This window comes from Roseomonas aerilata DSM 19363 (assembly GCF_000711725.1).
Lineage (GTDB): Bacteria > Pseudomonadota > Alphaproteobacteria > Acetobacterales > Acetobacteraceae > Roseomonas > Roseomonas aerilata.
Genome location: NZ_JONP01000008.1, coordinates 173,971 through 190,477 on the forward strand (window position 1 = coordinate 173,971; position 16,507 = coordinate 190,477).

Genomic DNA, 16,507 nt, shown 5'->3' on the forward strand with positions numbered 1-16,507 from the left:
TCCTGAGGTACCCACGGGCAGGCGTGAGCACGGGCAGTGGAAGGGAAACCCCGCTCAGGACACTGCAGGTGCCCTCCAGTCCTGTGCCACAAGGATTCGTCCAAGAATTCGCCTGCCAAGACCGTCACTGCGAATGCTCAATTCGACACGCGGGCCTGTCGCTCAAGAATGTCCCCGCAGTCTATGTCCGGCATCCCCGGAGGGATGCCGGAGGGACGTGTGTCAGCGCACCCCCACCTCCAGCCAGGAGAGCACCGTCCGAAGCGAGTGCTCCACCTGGACCATGCGTCCCCCCGGCAGCATGAGCAGGGCGCCATCCTCCGTTTCACAGATCGCCGCCACAGCGGAGGTGGCCACTGCATGGAGGACACCATTGGTGTCCCTCACGGTGACGTAGCGTCCGAGCCGCGTTCCCTCTTCCAGAGACGTCCATCCCTGGCTGTCTGTAAGACCGCTCACCGGGTGTTCCCCTCAAGCCCCAGGTCACCAAGGAGATCTCGGGCCTCCTCTCCAGACAGCGATCCTCGCTCTACCAGGGCCCCAGCCACTCGCTCCACCTCCGGTTGGTTTCGTCGAACGAGGTCCAGGGCATCTGCGTATGCGTCGCGCAAGACGGCAGCTACTCGACCGCGGACCTCTGGCAGGAGCAGAAGGCTGTCCAACCGTTGCTGGTCATCGGCATCGCCAAGGTATAGCAAACCTTCAAAGTGCTCATCGAGACCGGAGGATACGACTTGAATACCTGCCATTCTGGTTGCCCTCGCCAGGTCCGAGTCAGCCGTTCCACCTGCTCCGCTTGAGGGCTCCCCGAGGATGATTTCTTCGGCTGCACGACCCGCGAGGGCAACTCTCAACTTCGCTCGGGCCTGAGGCCTCGTTGCGTTTGGCACCCTTCGATGGAGCTCGAAAGTGTTGACCATGGTAGCCGACCGGCCACCGACTGCTGGATCGACGGTCACCCCTTGAACGGATGATGCATCTAAGGCAGCGCAGGCCAGCACATGTCCGGCTTCATGCAGCGCCATGCGCCAGATGGCCTCGTGTCCATGCAAAGGTGGCGGTTCCCCGATTTCAGCGGTGAGGTCTTCCAGCCGCATGGGACGCCCTGCAGTCCGGGCCCGTCTCCGTGCACCCCGGCACCAGTGTTCAACGTCCGCTCCAACGGCACCACGACGATGTGCAGTCTTTGCGACGGGTCTGAGGTCTGCGCCCGTTAAGCTATCACCGAGGTAAACTCGCGTGATGTCTATCAGTGCCTCTTCATCCGGCCTCTCCAACCGGATAATCTGCTCCAACCGTCCGGAACGGAGCAGGGCTGGGTCCAACCCGGACGCCTCGTTGCACGTGGCGACCACGAGCACTCCAGTCCGATCGGCGGCACCATCGAGTTGCTCTAGCAGTGCATTGATCACCTGCACCGTGTAGTCCCTGTGTACATGCCGGATTGACGCGCGCGTTGGGAATGCGTCCACCTCGTCGATGAGGAGAATACACGGCGACTTCCTTCGTGCCTCCTCGAAAGATCGGCGCATTGCGGCACACAGCGTACCGAGATGGCCGTCGCGGTCACCCTGCCATTGAGCAAGTGATGCGGAGACAAAATCCACACCGGCTGAGTTAGCCAATGCACGAGCGAATGTGCTCTTACCTGTACCGGGCGGTCCTTCCAGAACTACGCCACGGTCAAGCTCAGACCACGGAAGAAGCTCAGCTGCATAGGCCCGAAGATCTGCAGCTGTCTGTTGGCCCCACTCGCCCACGGCACCAAGGCCCGGCAGGTCATCCAGGGTAACCCCCGTAGACTCCTTGCCTCTCGCAGCAATGGTATCGTTCTTAACGATCAGGTCTGCAAGGCGCTGCAGATAGGCACCCGGCGTCTGACCTGGTCGTCTTGCCAGGTCGATAAGGGTGGGCGTCAGAGTACTGGCAGCAGCGACAATAGGTGGAGGCACCCGCGGCAACTGCGCGGATGGCCAACCATCATCTGAGGAGAGGGCACTTGCCACCAAACCGATGGCCTCGGTGTTTGGCAGTTCAAGGACAAGCCGCTGGTCTTCCGCCAGGATGACATCGTGCGGAAGGAGGTTGTCAGGCTCGTGAGAGAAGGCATGCACAGGCCTTTGCATACTGAGACTGTCTCGGGGGACCTGCGAGCGGTCGATTGCTCGCGTCGCCTTCTCCAGGGCTACAACCTGTTTGATCTTGGAGGTGCCATTGTAGTCAGCACTGGCTTCCGAACGGGCGCGCGCGAGACGGTGGTAGGATGCCTGGGCGAGAGCATCACCTTCGAGGGATGCCTCAGGCGCTACAACGGCGTCCACCACCAAGTTCCAGGCCTCAATGACGTTATAACTCCACTCCCTGCTGGGAAGATGGAGCACGGACACGGTGCCGGGTTCCATTGCACGCACCAGGAAATCTGGCTGTACCAGTAGGGCGGCACGAAGGATGAGCAGGCCGACAACGGTCGATGGAGTGAGATCGGCAGCACGACGGAAGGGATTCAGTTCCGATGTTAGGTTGTCTCCCCAAGGGACTGGGAGCCTGCTCGTATGCCGCGCGTTTAGTTCACAGCCCTTAGTGGAGTTTACCACTGCCTCGGCAGGAGCCTTCCCCTGATCGGGTGGGGCATCCTTGCCGGTGCTTGGACTTGTAGGGAGATGAGGGGCGACCTCCGCGAGAGGTGGGTTACCTTTGCCCAACGAGGATTTCCGAGGCTTCCTGCGATCAACCGCCATGATCAGCCTCCCCGCGCTGGTCACCGAGAACGTAGTATCGCGACAGCGTCCGGGCCCAACGGCGTTCAAGATCCACGGCCCAGAGTTCGGTTGTAAGGACCGGGCCGTCTGGCAGGCGGGGATGCCCTTGAACCGTTCCAACAACCGTCCTCATGGTTCGTGAACTCCACTGCCAGTGGTCGACGACGGGAGCGGCATGGAGGTCAGCCGGAGTAGGGCTGGTACCCTCGGCGATGGCGCGGAGGTCACGGGCGAGATGTTCGAGGCGGTCGGCCTCGGTAAGGAGCAATGAACGCGCGCGTTCCAGCCCCAAGTGCATGAGGATCATTTTTAGAGTTCCGATGGTAATGTCGGTGAAATCTGCGATGCGGACAGGCAGCGTTTAGGCTGCTGCCGCCCTGCCTATTCGGAACTCAGTACTCTGGAGATGCCCACCTCTCACCTCAGCCGCCTCCAAGTGGAGCGTGGATATCACTGCCTCTGAGGGGGCAAAGAGGTTGTTCATGGGAAGAACAAATAAGGAACACGAGTGGAGTGAGTCCAACTATAATTTGTGCGCTTTTTTCCCCAGCATCGTTGCCGTGTAGCAAGGCTGAACACGGCAAAGAACTACCAGGAGCCTGCCGCTTCCACAGGCCATCCGAGGAACCGTGAGCAGGCCGCCGCGCGTGACCGCTATCGACGCACCTGCTGGCAGACCGAGCTTTTCCGCACTCAATGGCGCCGGGCGACCAGAGAAGCCCGGGGCACAGTATCGGCGTTGTTCATCTCTGCCAGGAGAGCAGTCATCGCATGCGCTTCCGTACGTATCTCACGCTCCTGGTGGCGTCTCTGACCAGCCTCGGCATGGGGAACCACGGAGGGGTCTGGCACATCGATGAATGGCGGCCCCGCCCGGCATGATCACATCCGCCGCTATCTCCGGTGAGGTGAGCTCGCCTTTACCCATGCGGCAATCAATCGCTGCGGCTGAAAGAGCAGGAGACCGAAGCAGTCCCCAAGCCATTCCCCCTGATGCGCTCGCACCATTGGTTGAGATGCCGAGCGCTAGAAGGGGGAGGCGTCATGTCACTGATGCGCCGGGCTTCCGACCAGCGGGTGATCTAAAACGTTCGTAGAGATGCTTGGTGGACGACGACGCATGAAGGCCGGTTGCGTGTAGGTGGAGGGCACCGTCTTGGCCTGTTGAGGCCTCTTGCACGGAGCATCCGAGGTAGGAGCCTGCACCCTCGGATTGCGGCGCCGATCCCGATAGGGGAAGCGGCTCTGAGAAGCCCGTTCCGGCTCGCCCCTGGCCCGGCGACGAGCCCGGTACTCGGCGGAGAAGATCGACGCAAACATCAGGCGGATGCGGTCGACATCTCTCTCCCGGTCCTCAGCCTTGCTCAACGCCAGGTCGCGGTTCCTTTCCAAGCGTTCCAGCCGATCCATCCATGCCCCTTCAGCCAGGGCATACTCGGTATGCCATGCCTCACGGTCCTGAGCGGCCATCTTCTGCCGTTCCCTCTGCTCCCGTCCTGCCAGGCGGCGTCTGAGGTCACTTTGCGCCACGAGGGCTTCCGCATGAGCAGCCTGGACAAGCGTAGAACAGCCGGGCCTGAGGGTCGGGATGATCTCGTCGCGGGCACCTCGACGCATCAGGCGGGAAGCCTGAGTCCGAAATCGCCGGATGACCTTGCGTTCGTTGTGGCGATCCACGGCCCGTGAGGCGCGCACCTCCTTTGCCAGGACGCGCATCGAGCAGGCAGAACCCTCTGAGGGAATGACCAAGGGTTCCTCCTGGGGGACCGGGGGCTTTCCGGAGAGGCGGATAAGACCGTATGAAGGGTTCTTGTCCCTGCCCCCTCGAACGACCTCGAGTGTGCCCCAGCGACGCTCCACCGTTGACAGGGAAACCCCAGCCCTCCTCGCTACCGCGGCCTGGGTCACGGCCTCCCCTTCCCGGACCAGGGCCTCCATCGCCGTCCGGACCGCATCATCGTTCTTCTGGCGCTTTACCCTGTTGGTCCGGTTCGCGGCTGCACTCTGCCTCCCCTGTGTGTCGAGCGTTCGCCATAGAGCGAGATCAGCGCCACCCTGTTTGCTGGCCTCGACCTTCATGACCCCTGTGTTGACTGGCTTCGAAGCCGATCCTCCGCACCGGCTTCTCCCATCGAGTGGGCCCCTCCATAGGGAGTTCATCCATTCGGTGATTGAGGTGGCGATGCTGACAATCTGGCTGGCACCGGCGGGGCTGCGCATGGCTGAGGCAGTGCGGGACACCAGATCATGGATCTGGTCGAAATCCCCTGTGCAGGCCCGGCGGGTTGCCTGCGCGGCAGCGTGAAACAGCCTCGATCCCTTCTTGCCCAGCACCGCACCGGAGACGCTCAGTGGGATTTGGCGACCGGTGGCCTTCTCTGGTCTGCGCTCAAGCAGAGTGATCTTCCGCCCTGTCGCCTCGGCGGCAAGCGGTGAGAAGAGATCCCGGCCCTGGACGGTGCCGAGCGCCAGTATCTCTGTGTGGTAGGTTAGTCCCGTACTCTCAGCACAGTAGCCTTCCCAAATCGCCCGGTCGCCGCTGGGAATGCCCTCGTCAGGGACGACTGGGGTTCCCGCCCGATGCCAAGGGTTCTTTTGCAGCCGGTTGGCGAAGCGGGGGCAGGCGCCGAGCATCCTTAGGCCTCGCTTGATACCCCGACGCAGTCGTGTGGCCGCCTCGCACCGATTGCTAAAGGGGGTCTCGTAGATCCAGAGCAGGTGAACAGTGCCGCGCCAAGGTGACGCTACCATCGCGGCGGGCATCGGTAGCCCATGCCGGTTCACCATGTCCGACAAACCAGAGCGCCATTCCACCGGCTCGTCGATGTCGGCGGACTCAGTGTTGACAAAGCTCTTTCCATTGAAGGCAATCCATTGGTGCTGGAGAGCCTCAGCAAGGGGCAGCCTCCTCGATGAGGGACGACCATCAGCACCCTTGATCGACGACGACGCCAAAACATACCGCGGCAAGCGCGGCAGAAGCATGTGGGCGAGATCGGTGAGATGCGGTGCGGCACTCTCCGCGACCAGCAAAGCGGCCTGCAATTCTGCCTCATGCCCCTTCCACCAAACTCCAGCGTGCGGCGGGAGGATGAGGGCGGCACCGGTATCGAAGCCGTCAAAGGGCATGATCGGCGTCCGTGCAAGGGAATAGAACTTGCAGTCGCCGTCGGCGGGCTCTCACGGGGATCTCGACCTGGAACGGCATCGTTGCCGTCGAAAAGACTTGTGTCTTCCGCAGCACCACCCTCATCATTGCCCGTGTGGGGCGTCTTGCGCACAGCATCGGAAGCCAATCCCGGATGTCTGGAGCGCTCTGGATCGTGGTGCCTGGCAGCTGACACGATCGGGACGCCCCACTTCAACATGATCGTCACGGCGCCTGCAGTAAGCAATAACTATAATCATCTTCTCGGCGGTGACTGGCGGTCGTGTGTCGATAGCCCTGGGTGTCCTCCGCATAGCCATCTCCACGACATAGAGATCGATGTCCTGACGGACGCTCTTCAGCAGCACGTCGACTGCCGTGGATAGGAGGGGCGAGGCGCGCGGGAGCACTCAAACGGCGTACCGACGCCTGGGCACCAAGGTTGCAGCTTCTCGCAAACCTGGATGACCGATCAGGCCGATGCCGTAACCCGTTCATGGCGGTTCGCCCACGGCTGGGCCGCCGAATAGTAGGAAGGCACCCGAAACAGGCGGACGTGTCCTTGGTCACAGACCGCCACCGCAAGAGAAAGGTTACTATCATTTGAGTGCGTTGAGGGTACCACCCCGTGCTGTGGTATCAGCCATGTCACCTGTTTTGACGCGGTAACTAGCGGCTACTTCTCAACTCCATGTGACGCTCGGTTCTGCCCATACAATTTTAACTTGCATAAAGATAGCTCATCAAACTCAGATGCGGCACCAGCAAAAGCAGCGCGGTTTTTAAGCAGCGTTCAGCGCCCCCCCTGATGAAGACGCTGTTCAGTTCGGTTTAATTCTTTTTGGAAGATCTGCGCAAAAAGTTTTGCCGGACCAGAGGTTCGGGCGGTCGTCGTGCGTCCTTTTTTCCTGCATCTGCCGGAGAGAAACATGGCCCAACAAGCAGGCACGAGTGCTCATGCTGCGCCCATTGCGGCTTCAGCCGAGTACCACGTCACCGCCCTTCAGATGCCGATCTACTACAATCGAGAGGGTGATCACGACCACAACGGCCTTATCTTTGCCCTGAATATAAACCTCCCGCTCCTGAAGTACATTCGTGCTCTGGCGGATGGCACGGATGAAACCCCGTATAAAGCAGAGGCGCTGCTCCTCGCGGGTCGGCTCGGAATGCCCTTTCCTCAGACGCAAAAACAAGCGCGAGCCCCACACCCTCTTGTTCGCCCCTTGGTCGTGCGGGTTAACAAGGGCCGGAAGCTCTGCATTCAACTCCACAATGAAATCCAAGCTCGTTGGGTTGGCCTGCATCTCGTAGGACCCGGGTACGATGTGAGGTCGGATGATGGATCCGAAGTCGGCGCAAACCCGCCTTCCCTGGTAGCACCAGGTGCCTACCGCCGCTTCGAGTGGGCCTGTGAGGACGAAGGCGTCTTCCCGTTCCATGACGGTGGCAGCTACTCGGGCGGTGAGGACGGGACCAACGTCCATGGTTTGTTTGGCGCCCTGATCGTCGAGCCCGAGCACGCGATCTGGCGAGATCCCATTACAGGCCGCACTTCAGAGGATGGGCCATTGGACGGCTTGTATCTCGATGTCATCTCCAGTGGTCAGGCTCCATCCAAGGTCTTCCCGACGTCGGCAACGACGCTGCCTCACCACCCCTGGGAGACACCCCGCGAGTACCACGACTTCCACACAGAGGATCACCGCGAGTTCGTCATCTTCTTCCACGATGAGCCGGAGTTCGTCCCACCGCATGTGGAAGTCGTGCAGGACCCTTGCTTGGCTGCGGAACCCGGTGGTGCCGGAGGTGCGCATGGTGGGCACGGCGCAGGGGATGATCCCTTGCCGATCATGCCGATCTCCTACCGTGCGGAGCCGATGGTCAACCGCGAACAGACCCTATGGCGATGGCTACGCCAGGGACACGTGCTGCACCGCCCCGTGCTCAATGAAGAGCAGCACCACAGCTCATGGCTGTACGGTGATCCGGCAACACCGATCCTAAAGGCCTACATCGGTGATCCCGTCCGCATCCGCTTCGTTCATGCCGGGGTAAGGGAAACACACGTTTTCCACCTCCACCTCTACGAGTGGCACGCCGTCCCAGAGGACAGGACATCGCCCCGCATCGACGCCATCTCCGTTAGTCCGCAGACAGCGCATACCATTGAGCTCGCCTGGGGTGCGGGTAACCGTCATCAGGTTGCGGGCGATGTCATCTGGCACTGCCACCTCTACCCCCATTTTCACGAGGGTATGTGGGGAATGTTCCGCACCTTCGAGACGTTGCAGAGAGGGGCTCAGAAGAACGTGGAGAGCCCGCTGATCTCCATCCCGGATCCTGTCTACGCTGGACGACGGCTCGACCACTATCCGGACGGCACCCCCGTCGAGCGACTGTGGCCACTACCGGGCCGTGTGCCACCCGCTCCCACACCGACGCACCCTGGATATCCTCTCTACATCCCAGGCGAGGTCCGACAGAAGTCGCCGATTCCTCCCTGGCCTCTGGAGGGTCAACCACTTCCAGCGGATTACGATTACCGGCCTGTGCCGACAGCCCTAGAGAAGGATGCCTTCAACGGCAATCCGGTGCCCGGCGAGATGTTCACCCGGCACCCCTTTGTCGTTGGACAGGATGCCGAATGGCCGCAGGGAGGACCATCACAGTACAGCGCGAACGGTCCGCGCCAAGTGGGCCATGACATCTCGGTCGCCACGATGCCGGTCGAGTACAACGGCTACGGCTGGCACGACAAGCAGGGGCATCTCTATTATCGAGATGCCGATGGGGAGCCACAACCGGGCGACATCAAACAGCCGCTCTTCTTCCGGGCGCAGCACGGCCAGATCTTGAACCTGACACTCCACAACAAGCTGCCCCTGCAGATCCCGGAAACCGAGTTCGACCTTGCGTTCCCTCCATGCGCAGAGCGCCCGTGGGAGGGCGAGTGCACGCTGCATGTTCACATGGTCAAGTTCGACCCGATCTGCGCTGACGGTGCCAGCGTTGGCTGGAACTACATTAGCGGTCCTGTTGCGGGCAAGAAGATGGTTTACCGCTGGTGGCTGGACCAGGAGTTCGGGACCATCTTCTTCCACGACCATCTCTTCGCGAACTATCGACAGAAGCATGGTCTGTTCGGTGCACTGATCGTCGAGCCCCCTGGAGCAGAGTTCTACCACCCGCGTGAGGGGCGACAGATCGTCAGCGGTCTTCAGGCACGCATTCGAGTGCCAGGCAGGACACCCGAATGGACCAGGGAATTCTGCATCGGCATTCAGGACTTCATCCCGATGTGGGATCGCGACGACAACCCGCTGAATCCACCAGACCACCCGGGCGGCCATGGGGATCAGGGTGTCATGGCGTTGAACTATCGCAGTGATCCCATCCACGAACGCCTGCGGACAGGTCCGGCCGCTGCTGATGTTGTAGACCCCGCCTACTGGTTCAGTTCGGGAACTCCCTACAATCGGGATCCCTACACGGTCCGTTTTGACACCTACGCTGACGATCCTCTCTGGTTCCGCTTGGTCCAGGGATCCCATGAAGAGCAGCACAGCTTTCAGATCCACGGCATGCGCTGGCAGCGGTTCCGGGTGAACCCGGACTCTGCGATCCGCAATCAGCAGACATTTGGCCTTGCTGAAGCCTTTACGTTCATCCAGGGGGAGCCCTACCGATCGGGCGACTACCTCTACAAGCTATCGAGCGCAGATGACCTTTGGTTGGGCTGCTGGGGCCTGATCCGCGCCCACAACCCTGCAGATGGAGATGCTGTCACCGGCGGGTTGCTGAAGCTCGATAACCCACCTGTTGCTGCTCCACCGGTATCTGGGCTCATCCGGGAGTTCCACGTCCGGGCGGAGATGAGGCGGATCGTCTACAGAGACCCAGATCTCGTTGACCCCTTTGGCCTCGTCTACCAGCTTCAGAAGGTCATCGGTCCTGATGGTACAGAGAGGCCAGTTCGCCAGGCCCCCCCAGGGGATCCTGCTGAGCCACTGGTACTCCGTTGCCGAGAGGGAGAGACGGTAAGGGTGCGCTTGACCAACGGCCTGCCACCTGGCACCAAACTGCTGCCCGAGCCCTTTGCACCGACCGTGCCCGTCGAGGAGCGCAGTGCAGTCCTGGAGCGCCCGACCCGTCCGGTGTCCTCCCAGGTCTCGATGCACGCGGACCTCCTGCGCTTCGACGTCAAGCATTCCGATGGCGCCAACGTTGGCCGGAATACAGGCAACGGGTTGCAGAGCGCGCCTCCAGGTCAAACCGTGGTCTACGAATGGCAGACTGATCGCCCGCCGCCATCCCCGGAGAACCCTAACCCTAATGGTGGGGAACCGCTGGGGCCACTCCTCCTCCAGGACATGGCTGACTTCCGCAACCACCGGCATCACGGCCTTATCGGTGCGCTCATCGTCGAACCAAGGGACGCCACCCCTATCTGGGTGGAGCCTGGCGCTTCATCAGCCGTCGGTCACCAGGAGGCCTGGGATGGCCCTCGCGCTACCCTGGTCAGCGGGAAGGGCAAGGGAGAGCAGCGCGTGGAGGAGGTCGTCCTGCTGCTCCAGGACGGTCTCCGGCACTACCTACGGGGAAACATCTACATTCCCATACAGGACGAACTGCCAAGCCATGGCGAGGAGGAGGCCGACCACGAGGATCAGGGACAGAAGGGGTTCAACTACAGGTCCGAACCGGTTGGCCCCGACATACAACGGGTCCTGCAGGGCAAGTCTGAGAGATGGCTCTCCAACCCAAACCCTGCGACCCCCGTCTTCTCTGTGCCGGAACAGAGCCTGGTCAGGCTCCACCTGATTGGCGCTACCGATAAGCCCCGGAATCAAAGCTTCACCATCCATGGGGTAGCCTGGCGAGAGCACCGGTTTCTGGGCCAGGGAGTGGGCCCCTGCGTTTCGTCGGAGTCAGCGATCACGACGGGTACTGCGAGGACGTACGAGTTCAAGGTCCATGGTGCGGGGGACTACGCCTATAGAAGCGGCATTTTGAAGTGGGCGGTGCCCCAGGGATTGTGGGGGATCCTCCGCGTCCGCAAGACACCAGCTACTTCCTCAGGGATGTCTGGGACGGCTCAGGCCGTCAATCAGCAACCGGTGGTGTCCCTGCTTATCGCGGGTGCGGTCGGGTGGGTCGCTGGTCTGTTGGCGAATAGGAGGCGGTAGGACCTGGTGGGCGCCCTGGCGACACTGGCTGGGGCTCCCGCTGAACCAATGGAACGCGGATCAGCCTGCTTCATCGCCGACCTTGCATTCCTTGAGGGATGGGAAGCTTCTGTTCTGGGCGTCCCTGCTGCACGTCCCGCTCGTATTGCACTAGACGCCGTTGGCGCTCGGAGTGCGATGTGCGGGGGTTTAATATGGCACGAACCGCAGCATCTTGAGGATCCCTCCACGCTCTTCTAACGGGAGGAATGCTCATCGACGTACGCGTGCGCCACGACTTGGCCCGGGATCCATCCTTGGAGCCGATCGGCTACAGCGGCGCCGACCGGGAACCGTTCGCGACGTGGTGGGCGAGGACCAAGGGGCGTTTGGCCAACCTACATCCCCTCGTTCTGAGGCGGTTGGTATAAGACGAACCCTCTCGACCCTCATGGCAAGGGCTTTAGCACGCCAAAGCGGGCCAGCGCTTCTTTCACCCGCGCCTGAACGCTGGGGAAGACAGCGGCGCGAGGCGGCCGCCATCCGCTCAAGCATTGAGTTCGAGGAACGCTCGCGTTGCCTCACCACAGAGGCGACCTTTCTCAGTAGCGAGAAGGCCAATGTCGCGCGCGCAGGGCGCCTCGATCGCAATCGGAGTTTCTGGTGGGAAAGCTGCGAGGAAGTCACGCAGCGGCAAGTTGCCTTCTCCGGGGTAGAAGCGCCCGCCCCGTCCCTCCGGCCGGAGCCCCTCGGGCGGGGGCGAGGCGAGGGTCGCATCGCAAAGGTGCATGTAGGGCAACAGGTCAGCCGCAATGTCGCGCAGATCGGCCGGTGAGCCGCCGGAGCGCCAGAGGTGCAGCGCGTCCACGAGCAACCTCGCGTTCGGCTGCGCCACCTCCCGCAGCATGGCAAGCGCCGCGCCGACCGTATTCAGGGCGACGTAGGACATAGGTTCGAGGGCAATCGAAAGGCCGTGAGTGCGCGCGAGCTCGCAGAGGCGGAAGAAGTTGTCGTGGCAGCGGCTCACGTCAGGGTCGTTGCCGACGACGAGGAGGTGTCCCGCGCCGAGACGGGCCCCTGTCTCCAGCGCGGGCGCCAGGGCGGCGATGTTTGTCCTCGGGGTGAGCCACACGGCCTCTACGTCGTGGACCCGCAGCCCGGTGGCATCGAGGCGCTCCAGGATGGCGCGGATCATCGCCTCATCGCCGGTCACGGGCAAGATCACGTCGGTCGGCATCGGCGGGACTATTCGGAGGCCAACCGCATCGAAGCCGCCCGCCGCCGCTGCGTCCAGCAGTTCCAGTGGCCCGCAGGGCATGACGGTGAGGTGCGCGAGGGAGAGGCGTGTCGTCGGCATGCCGGACGTCCTACTCGGTGGCAGACTACGCTCACGGCGGCCACGAGCGCAAAGTTATAGCGGAGCAGACCACCTGTACCTGCGGTCAGTCCGAACTTTACGAGCCGGGTATTAGATGACCAGGAAGCGCCGCGCGGCCTCGGCGAGCACCTCTATGCCCATCACCAGGGACGTCACGTTGATCAACTAATACTGGTGGATGTGCATGCCGCCATCGATCTGGACGGCCATCCCGGTCGCGAATGGCATATCCCCAGCAGCCAGGGTGGCCACAGCTCGGCCGACATCGTCCGGTGTTCCCCAACGGTTAATGGGCGTAAAGCCCTCGGCCAGCAGTGCATCGAAGCGGTCGCGCGCCACTGCCGTCATGGGCGTCCGGATCAACCCTGGCCGCACCTCGTACACGCAGATCCCATGTGCCGCGAGGCGGACTGCGAACAGCTTTGCCATCATCGACACCGCCGCCTTCGACATGGCGTACTCCCCGCGCTCTGGTGCAGCGATCGCGGCGTTGGATGACGAGATGAAGACGACCGAGCGGCTGCCCTCCACCCCCTGGGACTCGGCTGCCAACATACGGCGACAGACAGCCTGAGTCAGGAAGAAGGCTGCCCGCGTGTTGACGGCAAAATTCGTGTCGTAGCTTGCGACGGATACGTCGAGCAGGTCGCCGCGCGAGGCCACGGAGACCCCGGCGTTATTGACCAAGCAGTCCAGGCGTCCAAACGCTGCATAGACCTCATCGACGAAACGGGGGTGATCCTCCAGGTCAGCGATGTCCCCGGCCACGAAGGCGATCCTGGCCGATGGATCAGCCCTTTCCCTCAGGTCAGCCTCTCGCTCGGCGCTGAAGGACCGGTCGCCGACGACGACATCGAACCCACGTCGTGTCAGGGCGACGACAATACCTCCGCCGATCCCGCCCGCCCCGCCGGTTACCAGCGCCACGCGACGTGGAATGCCTTGTGTGGCCGGAGCCGCCTCGGCTGAGGACAACATAATGCAGCTCCTCAGAGGACCGGCGCGAAAGCGATGACCTGGGACTCTTCGCCAAGGCGGAAGAACTCCCGGTAAAGGCCGATTTGCTCGGCCAGCATGTGGATGCCCGGCTGAACCGGAAGACCGAGAGAGGCGGCCTCCCGCAGCAGCCTGGTTTCCGCGGGCTTCATGATGATGTCGGCAACACGGGTACCAGGTCTCAGCGCCGAAGGCTCGAAGGGCAGAGGATCCTCAGCACGGAGACCGAGAGGTGTCGCGTTGATGACGACTGCCGCATCCTCCAGAGGCGGCCGAGCCGGGGTATGGACAGCGCCGGGCCAGCGCCCGGACAGCCGCTCCGCCAGTGCTGCCGTCTTGCCCAGTACTGGGTCGACCACGTGCAACTCCTGCGCGCCCTGCTCCAGAAGGGCGGCCGCGATAGCGACACCGGCACCACCCGCGCCGAACAGGACGACAGACCCGTTTCGCAGGTCCTGTCCTGCCTTCAGCAGACCGGTGACGAAGCCCCGCCCGTCGAAGTTATCGGCTGACCAGGTACCGTCCGGATCACGTCGGAGCGCGTTCGCCGCGCCCGTGAGCTCGACCATTCCGCTCCGGCGCTCGACGAGATGGGCCACCGCAAACTTGTGGGGGATGGTCACGAGGATCCCGTCACAGTTCCCCGTGGACTTCAGCCCCTCCACGACGGCGCTCAGCCTCTCCGTGGAAGCCTGTACAGGCACCATGACAGCGTCGATGCCATTATCCGCGAACAGGCGGTTCATCAGCCTTGGGGCAAGCACCTGGGCCACCGGGTCGCCTATCACCGCGTAGAGGCGCGTCGCGCCTTCGGGCGATGGTATCATCCTATCCGGCATGCCGAGGCGTCTCCGTGTAATCTGGGCCACCGCGACGGTACGAGGCGCCCGAAAGATAGATGCTAGAGGACCGCCCAAGTGCTGATACTGGGCAGTCCTCCACCATAGACGTCTTCCCTACTGGATGCGGATTTCACGGGACCGGATGAGATCCCGCCATTTCGTGTTCTCCGCCACTAGATAGCTGGGCCATTCCGAGGCGGGACATACCTTGGGAGTCACGGCAAGGGCGGTCAGGCGCTCCGCGACCTCCGGCGCCTGCATGGCGGCGGCGCAAGCCGCATTGAGACGCTCTAGGATGGGAGTGGGCGTTCCGGCGGGCGCAAGCATGGCAAGATCCTCGACCACCTCGTAGTCGGGAAAGCCCAGTTCCGCGAAGGTCGGGACATCTGGCGCGAGCGGCGTGCGCTCCCGCGTGGTGACCGCCAGGGCGCGGAGGTCGCCCGACTGGAGGAACGGCATCACTCCCGAACTGACCACGAAGACCATGCCTGCCTCGCCGTTGATCACGGCCTGGGTCGCCGGGCCGCCGCCTCGGTACCCGACCTCGGTGACCTGGATACCGGCCTGTTGCAGAAACAGCTCGGTCGCGAGATGGGTCGAGGAGCCCGCGCCCGAGTTGGCGTAGGTCTCCCGGCCAGGATAGCGCTTCGCCTGGGCGACATAGTCGGCCAAGGTCCGGATGGGGGAGGACTTCGGCACCACCATAAACATCGGCATCTGCGCCAACTGCCCGACGCCGGAGAAAGCGGTCGCGTTGTCGTATGGGAGCTGGAGCAGGTGCGGCGCCATGGCATAGGTGCTGACCGTCGCCACCATCACCGTGTACCCGTCCGGCCGTGCCCGAGCGACCGACGCGAAGCCGATCGTGCCATTCGCACCGAAGCGGTTGTCGATCGGGAAGGGCTTCCCGAGGTCAGTCGCGAGCCGCGCCGCCAGAAGACGGGCAAAGGTGTCCGTGGAGCCTCCAGGCCCCCAGGGCACCACCACCGTTACCGGCCGCGTCGGCCAGCTCTCCTGCGCGGCGGCACCTCTTATCGCTGTTAGGCCCGCCGCAAGGCCTAGCGTCGTCACCCCGAAGCTGCGTCGACCAATCATGTCCCGTTCCTTCCCTCACACCTGCCTTCGATGAGCTGTGCCGATCCCTACTGGACGCGGATGTTGCGGGCGCGGATGAGCTCCCGCCACTTCGCGCTCTCCGCGGTCGCAAAGGCCGTGAACTCGGCGGGCGGGCGAACAGTCGGCGTGATGGCGAGTTCCGTCAGCTTTGCCTGCACCTGTGGCAGCGCCATGACCTTGGCCACGGCTGCGTTAACCTGCTGGAGGATCGGCTGTGGCGTCCCCTCCGGTGCCAGCAGGGCAATGTTCTCGACCACTTCGAAGTCGGTGAGACCGGACTCAGCGAAGGTGGGAATGTCCGGAAGGAAGGCGATGCGCGTCGGACTGGCGACCGCCAGGGCGCGCAGGTCGCCCGACTTCATGAAACCCAGGACGGTTGCGGCCGTCTGGAAGGTCATCTGGGTTTCGCCCGTCAGCATGCCCTGCACGGCCGGACCACCACCACGGTAGGTGACGTCCTGCACCTCGAGCTGCGCCATTTGGAGAAACATCTCGGTCGCTAGATGGGTGGAGCTGCCGACGCCCGAGGAGGCATATGAGAGCCGGGCCTGTGGGCGCCGTGCCAAGTCGATAAACTCTCTCACGCTCTTCGCCGGGAAGCTGCTCGGCACCAGCATGAGGATCGGCATCGACGCGATCAGCCCTGCCGCGCTGAAGGCACGATCGTTGTCGTAGGGCAGTTGGTAGAGGTGCGGCGCCATGGCGAAGGTGCTGCTGGAGCCCATCAACAGCGTGTGCCCGTCCGGACGCGACCGCGCCACCGTGCCAGAACCGGCGGTGCCGCTTGCGCCAGGACGGTTGTCCACGACCACGGCCTGACCGAGCTGGGCCGAGAGCGGCTCAATCAGGACGCGAGCCAAGGTGTCCTGAGAGCCGCCAGGGGCCCAGGGTACTACCAGCGTGACAGTGCGGCTCGGATAGGCGGACTGCGCCTGTGTGATCACCGGCTTCGACGCGAGGGCGGTGCCGGTGGCCAAGCCAAGCGCGACCTGGAAGACGTGACGACGATGCATGTTGTTGGACTTCCTCTTTGCTTTGGTGGCCTTGGGCCATCCGTTCTGGATATCGATGACCAACCAGCGCTCTGGTTGGCTTTGCGT

10 protein-coding genes are annotated in these 16,507 nt (G+C 62.9%); 1 reads left to right on the top strand and 9 read right to left on the bottom strand.

Annotated features, from left to right (window positions below; genetic code table 11):
• Positions 1 to 222: 222 nt before the first annotated feature.
• The 4 genes from BO39_RS32565 to BO39_RS32570 all read right to left on the bottom strand — a co-directional run bounded on the left by BO39_RS32565 (position 223) and on the right by BO39_RS32570 (position 5,888).
• The gene (locus tag BO39_RS32565) at positions 223 to 459 is read right to left on the bottom strand and encodes a hypothetical protein (RefSeq protein WP_156963655.1); all 237 of its coding nucleotides are present in this window, start codon (positions 457 to 459) and stop codon (positions 223 to 225) included.
• The gene (locus BO39_RS31010) at positions 456 to 2,387 is read right to left on the bottom strand and encodes an AAA family ATPase (protein ID WP_169742752.1); all 1,932 of its coding nucleotides are present in this window, start codon (positions 2,385 to 2,387) and stop codon (positions 456 to 458) included. Before BO39_RS31010 ends, BO39_RS32565 begins: the two co-directional genes overlap by 4 nt.
• Positions 2,388 to 2,727: 340 nt before the next feature.
• Positions 2,728 to 2,973, bottom strand: a complete 246-nt coding sequence (locus tag BO39_RS35215; RefSeq protein ID WP_408735169.1) for a DUF6634 family protein — start codon at positions 2,971 to 2,973, stop codon at positions 2,728 to 2,730.
• Positions 2,974 to 3,806: 833 nt separating this feature from the next.
• Positions 3,807 to 5,888: a replication initiation protein gene (locus BO39_RS32570; protein WP_156963656.1), complete on the bottom strand. Its 2,082-nt coding sequence runs from the start codon at positions 5,886 to 5,888 to the stop codon at positions 3,807 to 3,809.
• 912 nt (positions 5,889 to 6,800) lie between these two features.
• Here BO39_RS32570 and BO39_RS31015 point away from each other — a divergent pair.
• Complete coding sequence (locus tag BO39_RS31015) at positions 6,801 to 11,096, top strand: multicopper oxidase domain-containing protein (protein WP_156963657.1); 4,296 nt, start codon at positions 6,801 to 6,803, stop codon at positions 11,094 to 11,096.
• Between the two features lie 526 nt (positions 11,097 to 11,622).
• Here BO39_RS31015 and BO39_RS11650 read toward each other — a convergent pair.
• The 5 genes from BO39_RS11650 to BO39_RS11670 all read right to left on the bottom strand — a co-directional run bounded on the left by BO39_RS11650 (position 11,623) and on the right by BO39_RS11670 (position 16,420).
• The gene (locus BO39_RS11650; protein WP_043833214.1) at positions 11,623 to 12,432 is read right to left on the bottom strand and encodes a sugar phosphate isomerase/epimerase family protein; all 810 of its coding nucleotides are present in this window, start codon (positions 12,430 to 12,432) and stop codon (positions 11,623 to 11,625) included.
• Positions 12,433 to 12,618: 186 nt separating this feature from the next.
• Positions 12,619 to 13,431: a 3-ketoacyl-ACP reductase gene (locus BO39_RS11655; protein WP_052401966.1), complete on the bottom strand. Its 813-nt coding sequence runs from the start codon at positions 13,429 to 13,431 to the stop codon at positions 12,619 to 12,621.
• 11 nt (positions 13,432 to 13,442) lie between these two features.
• Positions 13,443 to 14,288, bottom strand: a complete 846-nt coding sequence (locus BO39_RS11660) for a shikimate dehydrogenase family protein (RefSeq protein WP_211257435.1) — start codon at positions 14,286 to 14,288, stop codon at positions 13,443 to 13,445.
• A 117-nt stretch (positions 14,289 to 14,405) separates the two neighbouring features.
• On the bottom strand, positions 14,406 to 15,386 hold the full coding sequence (locus BO39_RS11665) for a Bug family tripartite tricarboxylate transporter substrate binding protein (RefSeq protein WP_043833216.1): 981 nt from the start codon (positions 15,384 to 15,386) through the stop codon (positions 14,406 to 14,408).
• A 47-nt stretch (positions 15,387 to 15,433) separates the two neighbouring features.
• Positions 15,434 to 16,420, bottom strand: coding sequence for a Bug family tripartite tricarboxylate transporter substrate binding protein (locus tag BO39_RS11670; protein WP_043833433.1), 987 nt, complete (start codon positions 16,418 to 16,420; stop codon positions 15,434 to 15,436).
• Positions 16,421 to 16,507 lie beyond the last annotated feature (87 nt).

Excerpts from the sequence above, each read along its gene's own strand:
- BO39_RS32570 (WP_156963656.1), bottom strand. The coding sequence starts at position 5,888 with ATGCCCTTTGACGGCTTCGATACCGGTGCCGCCCTCATCCTCCCGCCG.
- BO39_RS11650 (WP_043833214.1), bottom strand. The coding sequence starts at position 12,432 with ATGCCGACGACACGCCTCTCCCTCGCGCACCTCACCGTCATGCCCTGC.
- BO39_RS11655 (WP_052401966.1), bottom strand. The coding sequence starts at position 13,431 with ATGTTGTCCTCAGCCGAGGCGGCTCCGGCCACACAAGGCATTCCACGT.
- BO39_RS11660 (WP_211257435.1), bottom strand. The coding sequence starts at position 14,288 with ATGCCGGATAGGATGATACCATCGCCCGAAGGCGCGACGCGCCTCTAC.
- BO39_RS11665 (WP_043833216.1), bottom strand. The coding sequence starts at position 15,386 with ATGATTGGTCGACGCAGCTTCGGGGTGACGACGCTAGGCCTTGCGGCG.
- BO39_RS11670 (WP_043833433.1), bottom strand. The coding sequence starts at position 16,420 with ATGCATCGTCGTCACGTCTTCCAGGTCGCGCTTGGCTTGGCCACCGGC.